This window comes from Amycolatopsis benzoatilytica AK 16/65 (assembly GCF_000383915.1).
GTDB lineage: Bacteria > Actinomycetota > Actinomycetes > Mycobacteriales > Pseudonocardiaceae > Amycolatopsis > Amycolatopsis benzoatilytica.
The window spans coordinates 1,952,159-1,965,837 of the sequence record NZ_KB912942.1 but is presented as its reverse complement, the minus strand read 5'-3'; the positions used below and the strand labels follow the sequence as shown (position 1 = coordinate 1,965,837).

General features: G+C 71.2%; 13 protein-coding genes. 4 read left to right on the top strand and 9 right to left on the bottom strand.

The genetic code is table 11. From position 1 onward, the window contains the following. Positions 1-13: 13 nt before the first annotated feature. Positions 14-1,171: an acyl-CoA dehydrogenase family protein gene (locus AMYBE_RS0109300; protein WP_020659095.1), complete on the top strand. Its 1,158-nt coding sequence runs from the start codon at positions 14-16 to the stop codon at positions 1,169-1,171. A gap of 117 nt (positions 1,172-1,288) precedes the next feature. Here AMYBE_RS0109300 and AMYBE_RS0109295 read toward each other — a convergent pair whose 3' ends face one another. Further along, positions 1,289-3,643 carry a LuxR C-terminal-related transcriptional regulator gene (locus AMYBE_RS0109295; protein ID WP_154676152.1) on the bottom strand — a complete coding sequence of 785 codons (2,355 nt, stop codon included), beginning with the start codon at positions 3,641-3,643 and terminating at the stop codon, positions 1,289-1,291. 165 nt (positions 3,644-3,808) lie between these two features. Between AMYBE_RS0109295 and AMYBE_RS0109290 the strand changes: the two genes are divergently transcribed. Together AMYBE_RS0109290 and AMYBE_RS0109285 are read left to right on the top strand one after the other, a co-directional pair. Further along, positions 3,809-5,452 (top strand): flavin-containing monooxygenase, encoded by a 1,644-nt coding sequence (locus AMYBE_RS0109290; RefSeq protein WP_020659093.1) that lies wholly within the window; start codon positions 3,809-3,811, stop codon positions 5,450-5,452. A 13-nt stretch (positions 5,453-5,465) separates the two neighbouring features. Continuing rightward, positions 5,466-6,386: an alpha/beta hydrolase gene (locus AMYBE_RS0109285; protein WP_020659092.1), complete on the top strand. Its 921-nt coding sequence runs from the start codon at positions 5,466-5,468 to the stop codon at positions 6,384-6,386. 79 nt (positions 6,387-6,465) lie between these two features. On the opposite strand, the gene AMYBE_RS0109280 is transcribed toward AMYBE_RS0109285, so the two are convergent. After that, positions 6,466-7,431 (bottom strand): NADP-dependent oxidoreductase, encoded by a 966-nt coding sequence (locus tag AMYBE_RS0109280; RefSeq protein ID WP_020659091.1) that lies wholly within the window; start codon positions 7,429-7,431, stop codon positions 6,466-6,468. A gap of 90 nt (positions 7,432-7,521) precedes the next feature. Here AMYBE_RS0109280 and AMYBE_RS0109275 point away from each other — a divergent pair, with 90 nt between their 5' ends. Further along, on the top strand, positions 7,522-8,106 hold the full coding sequence (locus tag AMYBE_RS0109275) for a TetR/AcrR family transcriptional regulator (protein WP_020659090.1): 585 nt from the start codon (positions 7,522-7,524) through the stop codon (positions 8,104-8,106). Between the two features lie 84 nt (positions 8,107-8,190). On the opposite strand, the gene AMYBE_RS43300 is transcribed toward AMYBE_RS0109275, so the two are convergent. From AMYBE_RS43300 to AMYBE_RS44710, 7 genes are all read right to left on the bottom strand, one after another. Continuing rightward, on the bottom strand, positions 8,191-9,780 hold the full coding sequence (locus AMYBE_RS43300) for a 2Fe-2S iron-sulfur cluster-binding protein (protein WP_020659089.1): 1,590 nt from the start codon (positions 9,778-9,780) through the stop codon (positions 8,191-8,193). Further along, positions 9,777-10,661, bottom strand: a complete 885-nt coding sequence (locus tag AMYBE_RS41275) for an FAD:protein FMN transferase (RefSeq protein ID WP_020659088.1) — start codon at positions 10,659-10,661, stop codon at positions 9,777-9,779. Before AMYBE_RS41275 ends, AMYBE_RS43300 begins: the two co-directional genes overlap by 4 nt. Before the next feature lie 16 nt (positions 10,662-10,677). Further along, positions 10,678-10,950 (bottom strand): hypothetical protein, encoded by a 273-nt coding sequence (locus AMYBE_RS0109260; RefSeq protein WP_020659087.1) that lies wholly within the window; start codon positions 10,948-10,950, stop codon positions 10,678-10,680. Between the two features lie 4 nt (positions 10,951-10,954). Further along, complete coding sequence (locus AMYBE_RS0109255) at positions 10,955-11,242, bottom strand: hypothetical protein (protein ID WP_020659086.1); 288 nt, start codon at positions 11,240-11,242, stop codon at positions 10,955-10,957. Between the two features lie 74 nt (positions 11,243-11,316). Then, the gene (locus AMYBE_RS41270; RefSeq protein WP_020659085.1) at positions 11,317-12,759 is read right to left on the bottom strand and encodes a sensor histidine kinase; all 1,443 of its coding nucleotides are present in this window, start codon (positions 12,757-12,759) and stop codon (positions 11,317-11,319) included. Beyond that, a complete protein-coding gene (locus AMYBE_RS0109245) occupies positions 12,756-13,493 on the bottom strand; it encodes a response regulator transcription factor (RefSeq protein WP_020659084.1) in 738 nt (245 codons plus the stop codon). The genes AMYBE_RS41270 and AMYBE_RS0109245 overlap by 4 nt, the downstream gene beginning before the upstream one ends. Positions 13,494-13,532: 39 nt before the next feature. Next, a complete protein-coding gene (locus AMYBE_RS44710; protein WP_020659083.1) occupies positions 13,533-13,676 on the bottom strand; it encodes a hypothetical protein in 144 nt (47 codons plus the stop codon). Positions 13,677-13,679: the final 3 nt, after the last annotated feature.

Here is a 13,679-nt window from a genome sequence, read left to right as displayed (position 1 = left end):
AAGCGACAAAGCCTTGATCTCGGCCGAAATCCGCGCGCTGTCCTTCGCGGACTACCTCCAGCGGATCCGCGAATTCACCAATGAAGAACTCGTCTCGAACGAGGTGGCCATGGTCCGGGCCGGTTCGGTGCCGGACCGGCTGGTAGCCCGGATGGCCGAGCTGGGCCTGTGCGGAATGACGTTGCCCCGCGAATACGGCGGCCTCGGCTGGACGGTGGCGCAGCAAGTCCGGCTCACCTTCGAATTCACCCGGGCGTCGGTCGTCTACCGGTCCCGGTTCTCGACGACCATCGGCCTGGTGTCGCAAGCCTTGCTCGCCCACGGCACCGACCGGCAGCGGCGACGCTACCTCGAAGCGATGGCCAACGGCTCGTGCGTGGCCGCGTTCGCGCTCACCGAGGACGACGCCGGCTCCGATGCCACCGCGGTGCGCACCACCGCCCGCCGGACCGGCGACGGATATGTCCTCAATGGACGCAAGCGGTACATCACCAACGGCGCGTGGGCCGACGTCCTGCTGGTCTTCGCCCGCACCGGCGACGACCAGACGGCGCTTTCGGCGTTCTTCGTGGACCGGACCGCTCCCGGAGTGCGCACCCGGCTGCCCGCCGCGATGAACGGGCACGCCGAAGGCCCCATCGCCGAAATCGAACTGAACGACGTGCGGGTCGGCTCGGAAGCGCTTCTCGGCGGAGAGGAAGGCGACGGACTACGGCAAGCCCTGCGCGGCATCAACCACGCACGCACCCACGTCGCGGCCACCGCGGTCGGACAAGCCACCCGGCTGCTGGCCGAAGCCAGCCGGCACGCCGCGCGGCGCACCCAGTTCGGCCAGCCGATCGCCGAGTTCGGCGCGATCCAGGCCATGCTGGGCCGCAGCTACGCCGAACTGGAAGCCGGACGCGCCCTAGTCCTTGACTGCGCCCGCGAATTCGACCGCGGCGCGCCGCCTCGCGAACGGATCTCCGCCGCGAAGCTCTACTGCACCGAGATGGCGTCCGAAGTGGCCGATCGAGCCGTGCAAATCCTTGGCGGAGAAGGAATCGCCGGAGACGGCCCGGTGCCGCGGATGTGGCGGGACGTGCGCGCACTGCGGATTTACGAGGGCACCTCGCAGATCCACGAACGCAACCTCGCCCGAGCACTGCCCGGGCTCCTCGACGCGTCCTGAGCCATCCCGGGCACACCGTTCCCCGCCGGATCCGCATCCGACGCGCACGGCCGCGGTTTCGAAGCCTGCGCGGCAGGTCCGGCAAACGACGCCGCCGACGTGCCGTGGCGGCTCGGCCTACCGCGCCGGAGACTTCACGCCCGCAGCCGTCACCCAGGAAGCGATCTGGGACCGCGAGGCACAGTCGAGCTTGCGCAGGATCCGTTCGACGTGCCCGTCGACAGTGCGGGGCGAGATCGTCAGCTGCTCGGCGATCGCTTTGTTGGTGTGCCCTCGCGCGATCAACACCGCGATCTCCGTTTCCCTCGACGTCAGCACGGAATCGGGCACTGTCCGGACGCCGGCCGCGGCCGGCCGGCTCGGTACCGCTTTCCCGCTCTGCCGGATGACCAGATCCAGTCCGATTCGCACCGCGTCGGACAAGGCGATCTGGGCATACTCCTGACGAATCGCCGCTGCCGCCGGACCGAGCTGCTCGTCCACCCGGCGGGCATGGGTGCGCCCGTCTTCCGTCGCATGCGGACCGAACGCCCGCAGCGACGTGCCGAGACGGCTCCAGACCGACGCCGCGACGCCCTCCAGGGCCGCCGCATCAGCGGCGTGCCCGGAAGACGCCGCCACCCACGCGCTGATCTCGGTGCACAACGCGGTACAGACGCCGTCGCGGAAGTCCTGCTCGATGCGCATCGCGGCGGTGATCGCCGTCCTCGCCTCGGTCACCTGACCAAGGTGCAGGTGGCTGATCGCGGCCGCCCAATGGGCGTACGCGCGATTCCACCGCTCCCCCACCGCCGATGCCCGCGCTATGACCGACGAGCAGGTCGCCAGTGCTTCTTCGGGCCTTCCGGCGTATGCCTGGGCCATCGCCAGCTGGAATGACGCGGTGAGGACCAGGCCGGTGTCGCCAGTCGCCTGGTGGATCTCGATGGCTTCCTGATACAGCGAGACCGCCGCGTCCAGCTCTCCGGCGAAGAGGTTGAGCAGTGCCCGCCAAAGCCGGACGTGTCCCCGCAGATTCCGGTCGTTCAGGGAGTCGGCGATGGCCGCGCACTCGTCGAGGTACGACCCGGCGACCGCGCGGTCGCCCTGGATGAGCGCGACCCACGCGGTGGCCCAGAGGGCTTCGCCGCGGTCGGCGGTGCCGGGCTCGAGCAGCGGCAGCAACCGCTCCAGCCAGCGGCGGCCGTTGCTGAGAAAGCCGCCGGCGATCCAGTGATAGCGCAGCAGGCAGGCGAGCCGGGCGCCGGCTGGAGCTTCGCCGGGGGTTTCGGCGGACCACGCCAGCGCGGCGAGCAGGTGGGCGTCGTCCTCGCGGAGCCGGCTCAGGTCACTGGCCTGGTCGGGACCGCACCAACGCCGCACGCACAGGGCGGCACGGGCGGTGAAGTGGTCGCGATGACGGCGGCGCAGCAGGTCCGCCTCGCCGGCGGACTCGAGAAGCTCGGCGCCGTACTCGCGCAAGGTCACGAACTGGCGGTAGCGCACCTGCTCGCCGCGCCGGTCGGCGACCACGACGGACTTGCCGACGAGACCGTCCAAGGCGTCGAACAACCGCTCGCCGTCCAGCTCGCCGAATCCGCACACTCGCTCGGCGGTTTCCAGGTCGACCGCGGCCGGGAAAACGCTCATGCGCTGCCACAGCAGCCGCTCGTCCGGACCGCAGAGGTCGTGACTCCAGTCGATCAGCGCGCGCAGCGACCGCTGCCGCGGATCGGCGCCGGGAGCGTGTCCGGCCAGCAGGGAGAAGCGCCGGTCGAGACGTGCGACGATCTGGGATACCGACAGCGAACGCAGCCGGACCGCGGCCAGTTCGATCGCCAGCGGCAATCCGTCCAGGCGCCGGCACAACGCCACGACCGCCGCGCGGTTCTCCGCGGTGACGGTGAATCCGGGCAAGACGTCCTGAGCACGGTCGAGCAGCAGCTGGACGGCTGGGACGTGGTCGAGCGCACCGGCGCCGGACGCATCGCTTTCCTCGGGGACGGCGAGCGGGGCGAGCAGGTGCACCCGCTCGCCGCGGATGCCGAGCGGTTCCCGGCTGGTGGCGAGGACGCGCAAGCCCGGCAAGGCGTCCAGCAACCTCAGCACCAGCGTCGCCGCGGCTTCGAGGACATGCTCGCAGTTGTCCAGCACCAGCAACGCGTCCGCGCCGGCAAGATGGCCGATGACGCGATCGGTGGCGTCCCGGTTGGACTGGTCGGGCACCCCCAGCGCGGTCGCCACCGCCGACGCCACCTGCGCCGGGTGCGTGACGCTGGCCAGCTCCACCACACGGGTCCCGCCGGAGAACCGCGCTCGTTCGGCTGCGGTGAGCGCGGTGCGCGTCTTGCCGACCCCGCCCGGGCCGGTAACCGACACCAGCCGGCAGGCACGCACCTCGGACTCGAGCAGTGCCATGGTCCGGCGGCGGCCGACAAAACTGGTCAATGGCCCTGCGGGGTGGCGCTGCCTGCGCTCGGCTTCGTCGTCCATGACGCCTCCGGGTCCCGGTCACCAGTTCGGCCCACGTTAGAGCACGCGGGTGGAGGCGGCCTGGTCGATGGGGTGGCGAATGGGGTGAGGTCACCCTGCCCGGCCGGCCCGCGCCGGGGACACGCTGTAGCCGCGAGCACACCCGACCATCAAGGAGGCTGGACCGTGGTGCCCTCTGAACCGACCACACACGACGTCCTCGTCGTCGGCGCCGGCTTCGCCGGCCTGTACGCGATCCACACCCTGCGCACCGAGCGAAACCTGCGGGTCATCGCCTTCGAAGCCGGCGACGGAGTCGGCGGAACCTGGTATTGGAACCGCTACCCCGGCGCCCGGGTGGACATCGAGAGCGTGCACTACTCCTACTCGTTCGACGACGAACTGCAGCAGGACTGGCACTGGACCGAACGCTACCCGGCGCAACCGGAGATCCTGGCCTACCTCGAGCACGTGGCCGACCGGTTCGACCTGCGGCGGAGCATCCGGTTCCGCACCCGGGTCACCAGTCTGACCTGGGACGAGGCCGCGGCGATGTGGACCGCCACCACCGACACCGGCGAACGCCACCGCGCCCGCTTCGTCGTCTCCGGCGCCGGCACGCTGTCGGTCCCGAAAAAGCCCGATTTCCCCGGAGTCGAAGACTTCGCCGGCGAGATCCTGATGACCGGGAACTGGCCGCACGAACCGGTGTCGTTCGAGGGGAAACGCGTCGGCATCATCGGGGTGGGCTCGTCGGGCATCCAGGCCATCAGCGAGATCGCCAAAACCGCCGGGCATCTGACCGTGCTGCAGCGCACGCCGAACTACGCGACGCCGATCGGCAACTACCCGACCCGGCCGGACGAGGAGAGCGCCGAGAAGGCCGACTACGGCGCGATCCGCGCCGCGTCGCGCAACCACTTCCTCGGCGTGCCCTACTCCGACGTGGAACCCTCGGCTCTGGCGGTCTCGCCCGAAGCGCGGCGAGCGGTGTTCGACGACCGCTGGAATCGCGGCGGGTTCCGGCTGTTCATCGATTCCTTCGGCGACATCCTGTTCGACCGGGCCGCCAACGACACCCTCGCCGGATACATCCGCGAGCGCATCCACGAACGCGTCCGCGACCAGCGCGTCGCCGACCTGCTGGCACCCGAGGGCTACCCCTACGGCACCAAGCGGCCGCCACTGGAAACCGACTACTACGAGGCATACAACCGGCCGAACGTCGAGCTGGTCGATGTGAAGGACAACCCGATCGCGGCCGTCACCGCCCACGGTGTCCTCCTGACTGACGGCACTCGGCACGCCTTCGACACGCTGATCCTCGCCACCGGCTTCGACGCCTGCACCGGACCGTTGCTGGCGCTGAACATCACCGGCCGCGGCGGGCGCCGCCTCGCCGACCACTGGGCCGACGGCCCGCAGACCTACCTCGGCCTGATGGCCGCCGGGTTCCCCAACCTGTTCATGATCACCGGCCCGCAGAGCCCTTCGGTGCTCTACAACATGCCGTTGGCGATCGAGGACCACATCGACTTCTCGGCCGCGGCGATCGACCACCTGCGCACCAGCGGCCTGGACGTCATCGAACCCACCGCCGAGGCCGAGCAGGCGTGGGTGGCGCACACGAACGAGCTCGCGCAGGCCACGCTCCTGCCGGATTCGCCGACGTCCTGGTACATGGGCCACAACATCCCCGGCAAGCCCCGCCGCGTCCTGGTCTACCTCGGCGGCGCCCCGGCCTACCGGGCCAAGTGCGACGAAGTGGTCGCCGCCGGTTACGAGGGTTTCGCCCTGTCGTCCGCCGAGCGCGAGTTCGCGCAAGCCTGAGAGGAGCACCACCATGCCGCTCGACCCCGCGGTCAAGACGCTGATCGACGGACTCGGCGCCCAGGGCTTCCAGTCCTTCGAGAAGCTCGGCGTCGACGCCACCCGCGAAGCGATCGCGTCCTTCACCGGCCTGCAGCTGCCCAAGCGCGGCTCCGTCCGCACCAGCGACGTGTCCTACGGACCCGGCCGGGAGCACCGGGCCCGGATCTACGTCCCGCCGGGCGACGGGCCGTTCCCGGTCGTGCTGTACGTCCACGGCGGCGGGTTCGTCGCCGGTGACCTCGACGTCGTCGACGAGCCCGTCCGAGCGCTGGCACTCGACGCCGAAGCAATCGTCGTCTCCGCGACGTACCGGCTCGCGCCCGAGGCCAAGTTCCCCTCGGCACACGACGACGTCTACGAGGCCCTGCTCTGGACAGCGAAAGAGATCTCGGCGTACCGCGGCGATCCGACGAGGATCGGCGTGATGGGCGACAGCGCCGGCGGCAACCTCGCCGCTTCCGCCGCGATCCGGGCGCGCGACGACGGGGGGCCCGAGGTGCGCGCGCAGGTGCTGGTGTACCCGCTGGTGGCTCCACTGGCGGAGACCGCCTCGCGCCGCGAGTTCGCCGAGGGGTATCTGCTCCACCTCGAAGCGCTCCAGTGGTTCGGTGCGCAGTACGTGTCCGGCCCGGACGACGCCGCGGACCCGCGGCTCGCCCTCGACCGCAACGACCTGTCCGGACTGCCTCCCACCCTGGTGGTCACCACCGAGTACGACACGCTCCGGGACGAGGGCGAGTCCTTTGCCGGAGCACTCCGCGCCGCGGGCGTCGAGGCAACGCACCGGCGCATGGACGGGCTCGTCCATGCCGCCTACTGGGCCTCGGCTGCGATTCCGCGAAGCGCGGAGATCCGCGAGGCGGCTGCCTCGTTCCTGCGCGAACACCTCTGATCGAAGCGAATCGGGGGCTCCCGGCGGTCGGTGACCGCCGGGAGCCTTCCCCCGTCCCGCGCCTTGCGTTCCGGCCTTTCTAGAGGTCGACGACGACCTTCCCGTGCACGTGCCGCCCCGCCTGCAGCTCGACCGCGGCGCGGATCTGTTCGACCGGGAAGCTGGCCGCCACCGGCACCCGGAGCCGCCCCGCCGCAACCAGGCCAGCGATTTCCTCGATGGCGCCCGGGGCCGCGTTCGCTCCGTTCGCCGGAGTGATCCCGTCGACCTGGGCGGCGATCAGGGTGATGCGCTCGTCCGGCACACCCAGCGCGCGTGCTGCCTGCACCGTGTCCGTGCCGTGCAGATCCATCGCCGCGGTGACGCCGTCCGGAGCCAGCGCACGGACCCGGTCGACCAGGCCATCGCCATACGCGACCGGCTCGGCTCCCAGGGCGCGCAGCGCATCGGCCGACGTCGCCGAGCCCGTCCCGATCACCCGCGCGCCAGCGAGGCGCGCGAGCTGGACGGCGAACACGCCGACCCCGCCTCCCGCGCCGCCGATCAGCACCGTGTCGCCCGGGCCCGGGTCGACCACGGCCAGAGCCGCGGCCGCCGTGCACCCTGCGATAGCCAGAACGGCGGCGGTGCGGTCGTCGACGCCGTCCGGGGTACGGTGTGCCTCGCCGCCTTCCGCGATGGTCCCCTTCGCTTCCACCACAACGTAATCAGCGACCGCGCGGGACAGCGCACCGCCGAAGACGCGGTCCCCGACCGCGAACTCGCGCACGTCGTCGCCGACCTCGTCCACGGTCCCGGCATAGTCGGTGCCGAACCCGCACGGCAGGCTCAGCCCGAAACGCGCCGCGGTCTCCGCATCAGAGGTCATGTACCAGTCCATCGGATTCAGGCCCGCGGCGGCGACCCGCACGCGGATCTGCCCGGAACCTGCCCGCGGCGCCGGTACCTCGCGCACGCGCAACGCGTCCGGTCCGCCGAACGACTCGAACTGGACCGCCCGGCCGGTGGCCGACGACGTGCTGACGTTCGGTTCTTTCCTGCTCACCTGATCTCCTGCCGCAGCTCGCGAAGCAACCTAAACGGACTATGCTCCGTTTACCTGGTCCAATCTAGCACAAGTGGAGCGTGATCCGTTTTGGCTGCCGCAGAGATCCGCAGACCGCGGGCGGACGCGACCCGCAACCGCGAACAGCTGCTGGCCGTCGCGACCCGCCTGTTCGCTTCGGCCGAGACCGAGCCCTCCATGCGCGCGATCGCGAATGCGGCCGGGGTCGGCATCGCCACGCTCTACCGGCACTTCCCCACCCGCGAGGCACTGGTCGACGCGGTCTATCAGGATCAGGTCTCCCGGCTCACCGCCGGCGCCCGCGAGCTGCTCGCCCGCCTCGACCCGCCCGCCGCGCTGCGCCGCTGGATGGACCTGTTCGGCGACTGGATCGCGACCAAGAACGGGATGCTCGACACGCTGCTCGCGATGGTCGAATCCGGCGAGATCGCCCACGCCCGCACCCGGACCGAGCTGCTCGGGGCCATCGACGACATCCTCGAAGCCGGCCGCGCGAGCGCACAGCTGCGCGCCGACGTCACCGCCGACGACATCGCCGCCGCTCTGATCGGCATCTTCACCGTGGCCGGCTCACCCGAGCACCAAGCGATGGCGGCTCGCCTGCTGGATCTCCTGATGGACGGACTCCGCCCGTGCGCTTGCCACCAGCCGTAGATCGCCGAGAGCCGAGGCGCGGGTTCTCTCCGCGGAGGCCGCCCGGGTGCGCCCTGCTGATGGTTCTCGGCTGCCCGGAACCCGCTAAGAGGCGGCTGGTTGCTCCTTGATCGCGGTGTCGAAATCGATCACCGCGCCAGGGCGGGGATGCGTTTGACAGGCCAGGACGAGCTGCGGCTGCGAGCCGATTCCGTTGTCCTCGCCCGCATTGACCGCACGGCAGGTGCCGCACACGCCTGCTCGACAGGAGTACGGCAGGTCCAGGCCCGCGCGCAGTCCGGCGTCGAGAACGGTTTCGCCGGAACCAGCGAGCACCCTGCGCGATTCTCCTTTGTGGACGATCGTGATGTCCTGGTTCCGCGGTGGCGCACTGGCGTCTCTGCCCGCGGTCGCCGGCTTGCCGGTGAAGTGTTCAACGTGGACACTGCCCGCGTCGAGTCCTCCGGCGAGCAGGGCCGCTCGGATCTCGGTGGTCATCGGCGCCGGGCCGCACAGGTAAACGTCGTCGACCGGAGCGTGCTCGCGAGCGGCGAGCACCGTTGCGAGGCGGTCCGCGCTGATGCGGCCGTGGCGGGCCGGCGCGACCGGATGTTCTCGGCTGAGCAGGTGGATGATCCGTAGCCGGTGGGGGTATCGGCGTTCGAGGCGGGCAAGCCGGTCGGCGAATAGGGCCTCCGCGGCGGAGCGGTTGCCGTAGACCAGGGTGCAGCGGCTGCGTGGTTCGCCGGCCAGCACGCCGGAGATGATGCTGATCACGGGGGTGATGCCGCTGCCGGCGGCGACGGCGAGGACGTGTCGGGCGCGGGTGGGATCCGGCCGGGTGGCGAACACGCCGGTCGGGGTCATCACGTCGAGCACGGTGCCCGGGCGGAGCCGGGTGTGCACCCAGGTCGACATCCGCCCGCCTGGGACGTGCTTGACCGCGATCCGCAACCCTGCCTCGTCGTGATCGGTGCAGACCGAGTACGGCCGGCGGACGACGGAGCCGTCGATCCCCGCTCGTACCGTGACGTGTTGCCCCGGCTGGTATCGGTAGGCCTTGGCCAGCCGATGCGGCACCGCGAACAGGACCGAGACCACGGTAGGCGTCTCCCGCCGGACGTGCACGACGCGCAGCGGGTGAAACGCCGCGGCCGACGGGCCCGGTGCGGGGCTCGGGGAGAACACCCGCAGCAGAGTGAGGAACAGGACCACCGCGATCGCAGCCACGACGACCAGTCGCAGCCCGGAGTTGCCGGCATCCGTGCCCGCGGTGAGCAGATGTGCGGTGGCCGACCAGAACAAGAGGTAGGCGACGAGATGCACGCGATGCCACCACGTTCTGCCCAACCTGCGCATCAGCACTGAGGTCACGACGATCGCGATCAGCAGGTAGAGCGACAGCACCCCGAACGCGACCGGGACCGGACGCCATCCGGCCGCGAAAGGCACCAGCAGATCGACGACGTCGAACCGTACGTAGTCGTCCAGCAGCAGACCGACGAGGTGCAGCGCGGTGAAGGCGACCGCGAGGCCGGCGAGGAACCGGTGTAGCTCCAGCAACGGTCGCGGCGGCGTCCGGGGCAGGAGACGAGTCCGCAGCAGCAGCCCCCACACCACGGTGGCGGTCAGCAACGTCCAGGCGACGATGCCGCCAGCGCGCGCGGTGAACCACCAAAACTGGACGCCGCTCATCGCAGTGCCCGCCGCAGGCCCGCGGTCACGAGGCGTCGCCCGTCCGCGCTCACCGCCGCGACCTCCGCGGGAGAAGGCGCGGCAGAAGTGGCGCCGGCGAGCAGGACGGCCTTGGTGAGAACCTCTGCCCACCAAGCGGAACGTGCCACGACGGTGGCCGAAACCAGCGCGGTGACCGCGGGCCGCCCCGATCGCGGGTCGATGACGTGGTGCACCTGCTGCCCTGCCGAGGTCCAGCGGCGGTGCAGGGTGGTGCTGGTCGCCACCGCCCCTTCGCCGAGCGCGATCCGCAGCAGCTCGGTCTCCTCGGAGAAGGGATCGGCCGCGGAGATCACCCAGCCCTCGTCCCCGCTGGCTTGGCCGCGCGCCCGCAGGTCACCGCCGATGTTGACCAGCGCGCCCGCGGCGCCGTCGCGCCGCAGCTCAGCCGAGACCAGGTCTGCGGCCAGCCCCTTGCCGATCCCGCCCGGATCGATCGCGGTGCCGGCCGGGAGCAGCACGCGGGAGGACGTTAAATCGACAGCGATGCCGGCGCATCCCGGTGCCGGCAGGTCGTTCCGCACCGGCCGATGCGATGGCGAGTTCCGGGACGGCAGAAGGGCGAAATCGCGGTCGTAACCGTTCGCGAGCATGGCGGCGTGCACGGTCGGGTCGAACAACCCGCCCGTGCGCCGCCACCCGGTCACTGCCCGCGCGACCAGAACGAGCGTGTCCGCGGAGACCGTGACGGGCGTGCCAGCGGCTGCGTTGAGGCGGCCGATCTCGCTGTCCTCCCGGAACCGGCTCCACCTGCGCTCCAGCTCGCTGATCCGCTCGCGGCCGGACTCGACCTGCTCGTCCGCGGCGGGACCGTGGACGAGCAGGTGCGCGGTGCTGCCCATGGCGGCGAAGCGGGTTTCAGCTTGCACGGCTGGTGGTGGCCGCCGGCCCGGTCGCGGGGGCGAGCGGCAACCCGGACGGTGCCAACTCGGCCTGCGGCGCGGTCACGCCGGACGGGGCGCTGGCCGGTGCCGAGCGGATGGTGGCGGCCATGCCCGCCATCAGCGTGATGGTGGCGCTGACCGCTATCCCGGCCACGAGGATGCGCGTGGCGTCGGCACTGGTCCGGGATCGTGGTGGCACGACGTCGCTGCGGGCTTTGGCGCGCCCGGCGGGAGGCTGCGCGATCATCGCGTCAGTCGTCTGCGTCGTGGCCGGAGAGAGGCCCGGCCGGTTCGTGGCGGTCTTCGTGCTTACCGGTGTCGGCCTCGTCGCCCGGGGCCGTTGCGGGGCGAGGCGCTGCGGTCGGCTGCTTGTTCGAGGTGCCCGCGGCGGTCTGCGAGTTGACCACTGGCGGGAGCGTGCCGGGGCTGCTGCCTTCGCGTGCGCCGAGCAGATCGGTGCCGAACGCGAGCGCCGAGCTGCCGGCGACCAGCCCCAGACTGATACCGGCGGCGGCCACGATCGCTGTCCTGCGTTTCATGCTGACCTCCCTGGCCCTTTTTGGGGGGCCAGGCAGCTGAGGGGGGGGAGGAACTGCCTGGCCCTATTGCCAAGCTAGGGGCCGTCGGGACAGCTGCCAGCCTGTCCAGGGTTAGCCGGAGGCAAAGCTTCGCGCGAGCGCGTCCCCGGCCGAATCGGGAGACGCACGATGGCCTGCAAGCCCGTCCCGTCCGGACCGCCGGCCAACGTGACCGAGCCGCCAGAAGCGTCGGCGAGGCGCCGCACGATCGCCAGTCCCAGGCCGAACCCGCTGCCGGGGGTGGCGCCCTGGGCTCGCCAGAACGGTTCGAACGCGCGCCGGCGCTGCTCCTCGCTCAGCCCCGGCCCGTGATCGCTGACCCGCACCTCGACGGCATCCGAGCCGGCAGGTCCGATGTGGACGGTCACGGCGGTGCCCGGCGCGGTGGCGGCGATGGCATTGGACAGCAGATTGTCCAGGATCTGTTCCAGCGAACCGGGCACCACCAGTGCCGGCGGGCACGCCTCAGCTCGCAATTCCAGCTGCACGTGCTGGTCGAGGGCGACCGGGCGCCAGACCTCGACCCGGCCGGCGGCCACGTCGGCGGCGTCGGCCGCGATCGGTTCCGTCGCGGCGTCGGCACTTGCCAGTGCCAGCAGCGAATCGACCAGCCGTCCCAGCCGGACGGTTTCCCGGATCGCCGCGTCCAGTTTCGGTCGTTCGCCGGGAGGGAGGTGCGGGTCGAGGTTTTCCAGGCGCAGCCGCAAGGCGGTCAACGGGGTGCGCAGCTGGTGCGAGGCGTCGGCGACGAAGAGCCGCTGAGACTCCACCAGATGCTGCAACCGGTCGGCCATCGTGTTGACGGTGGCCGCCAGCGACCGCAGCTCCGGCGCCCCCACCCGGAGGTCCGCGCGGGCCCGCAGCCGGCCCTGGCTGAGCTGCCCGGCCACCGCGCGCAAGCTGCGCACCGGCCGGGTCACTCCCCTGGCGAGCACGAACCCGATCACCGTGACCGCCGCCAGCACCACCGCGGACAGCGCGCCCAGGTTCAGCCAGTTCCGCCGGACCCGAGCGTCCAGTTCGGTGGTGGGATAGCTGATCCGGACCGCACCGTGCACCACCCCGGCGGAGGTCACCGGAAGGGCGACGTACATCAGGTTGTGCCCCAACGTCTGGGACCAGCGGACGCCCTCGGCTCGCTTGCCGGACAAGGCGGCGGCGATTTCCGGCCGGGTGGAGAAGTCCTCCGGTGATCCGGTGACGGCGTCGGAGTCGGCGACGCCAACGCCCTTGGGGTCCGTCACGACGATCCGGCCGCCGGTACCGCGATACTGCTCCAGCAGCGCGCCGATGCGCGGTGCCGTTCCCGCTTCGAGGTTGTCCTCCACCAGCGAGGCGACCGCGTGCGCGTCGCGCTCGATGCCGGTCAGCAGCACGTCGCTCTCGTGGTTGGCGAAGGTCAACCCCAGTGGCAGCACCAGAACGGCCAGAACCAGAACGGTGATGGTCAGATACGACAGCAGCAGCCGGCGGGTCATACCGGCTCGTTCAACCGGTAGCCCACGCCGCGCAGCGTCGTGATCCACCGGGAGTCGCCGAGCTTCTTGCGCAGCGTCGCGATGTGCACGTCCAGTGTCTTGGTGGACCCCCACCAGTGCTCGTCCCAGACGCTGCTGATGATCTGCTCCCGGCGGCGCACCGTGCCCGGCTCTTCGGCCAGGTATGCCAGCAGGTCGAACTCCTTGGCGGTCAGCTCCAGTTCGCGGCCCGACAGGTGCACCCGCCGGGCCGACCGGTCGATCACCAGCGGCCCGATCGGCTGGGCGGGCGACGGGGCGGCCGGGCGGGCGCGGCGCAGCACCGCCCTGATCCGGGCGACCAGCTCCCGAAAACCGAACGGCTTGACGACATAGTCGTCCGCACCCAGCTCCAGCAGCAGCACCCGGTCCAGTTCGTCCCCGCGCGCGGTCACCACGATGATCGGCGCCCTCGACCGGGACCGCAGCTGGCGGCACACCTCGCCGCCGTCCATGTCGGGCAGTCCCAGATCCAGCAGGATCAGATCCGCCTCGGGTTCGGTCAGGGCCTCGCGTCCGGTGCGCGCGCGGCGGACCTCGAATCCGGCATAGATCAGGCCTTCGCCGAGAGGATCGGCGATGCTGTCGTCGTCCTCGACCACCAGCACCGAGGCGACCGCCGGTTCTCCCGCCGCGTCTTCCGGCACGAGTTCCCGGCCGGCCGCCCGCGCAGCGGCCGGCCGATCACGCGCCATTCCCGCCGCCCGCCGGGTTCAGCCGGGCGCCATTCGGTGTCACCGCTTGCGGATCCGCCGGACGACGTCCCGGACGCGTTCCTTGTTCTTGGGATCCTTCGCGACCTGCTTCGCCCGATCGGTCAACGCGTGTACCTGGGGGCTGCGCAGGGACTCCTTGATCTTCTTGACGATGGACGCCATCGG

Coding starts and splice junctions, on each gene's coding strand:
- AMYBE_RS0109245 (WP_020659084.1), bottom strand. CDS start 13,493: ATGGCGCGTGATCGGCCGGCCGCTGCGCGGGCGGCCGGCCGGGAACTC.
- AMYBE_RS41270 (WP_020659085.1), bottom strand. CDS start 12,759: ATGACCCGCCGGCTGCTGCTGTCGTATCTGACCATCACCGTTCTGGTT.
- AMYBE_RS44710 (WP_020659083.1), bottom strand. CDS start 13,676: ATGGCGTCCATCGTCAAGAAGATCAAGGAGTCCCTGCGCAGCCCCCAG.
- AMYBE_RS0109260 (WP_020659087.1), bottom strand. CDS start 10,950: ATGATCGCGCAGCCTCCCGCCGGGCGCGCCAAAGCCCGCAGCGACGTC.
- AMYBE_RS0109255 (WP_020659086.1), bottom strand. CDS start 11,242: ATGAAACGCAGGACAGCGATCGTGGCCGCCGCCGGTATCAGTCTGGGG.
- AMYBE_RS43300 (WP_020659089.1), bottom strand. CDS start 9,780: ATGAGCGGCGTCCAGTTTTGGTGGTTCACCGCGCGCGCTGGCGGCATC.
- AMYBE_RS0109285 (WP_020659092.1), top strand. CDS start 5,466: ATGCCGCTCGACCCCGCGGTCAAGACGCTGATCGACGGACTCGGCGCC.
- AMYBE_RS0109295 (WP_154676152.1), bottom strand. CDS start 3,643: ATGGACGACGAAGCCGAGCGCAGGCAGCGCCACCCCGCAGGGCCATTG.
- AMYBE_RS41275 (WP_020659088.1), bottom strand. CDS start 10,661: ATGGGCAGCACCGCGCACCTGCTCGTCCACGGTCCCGCCGCGGACGAG.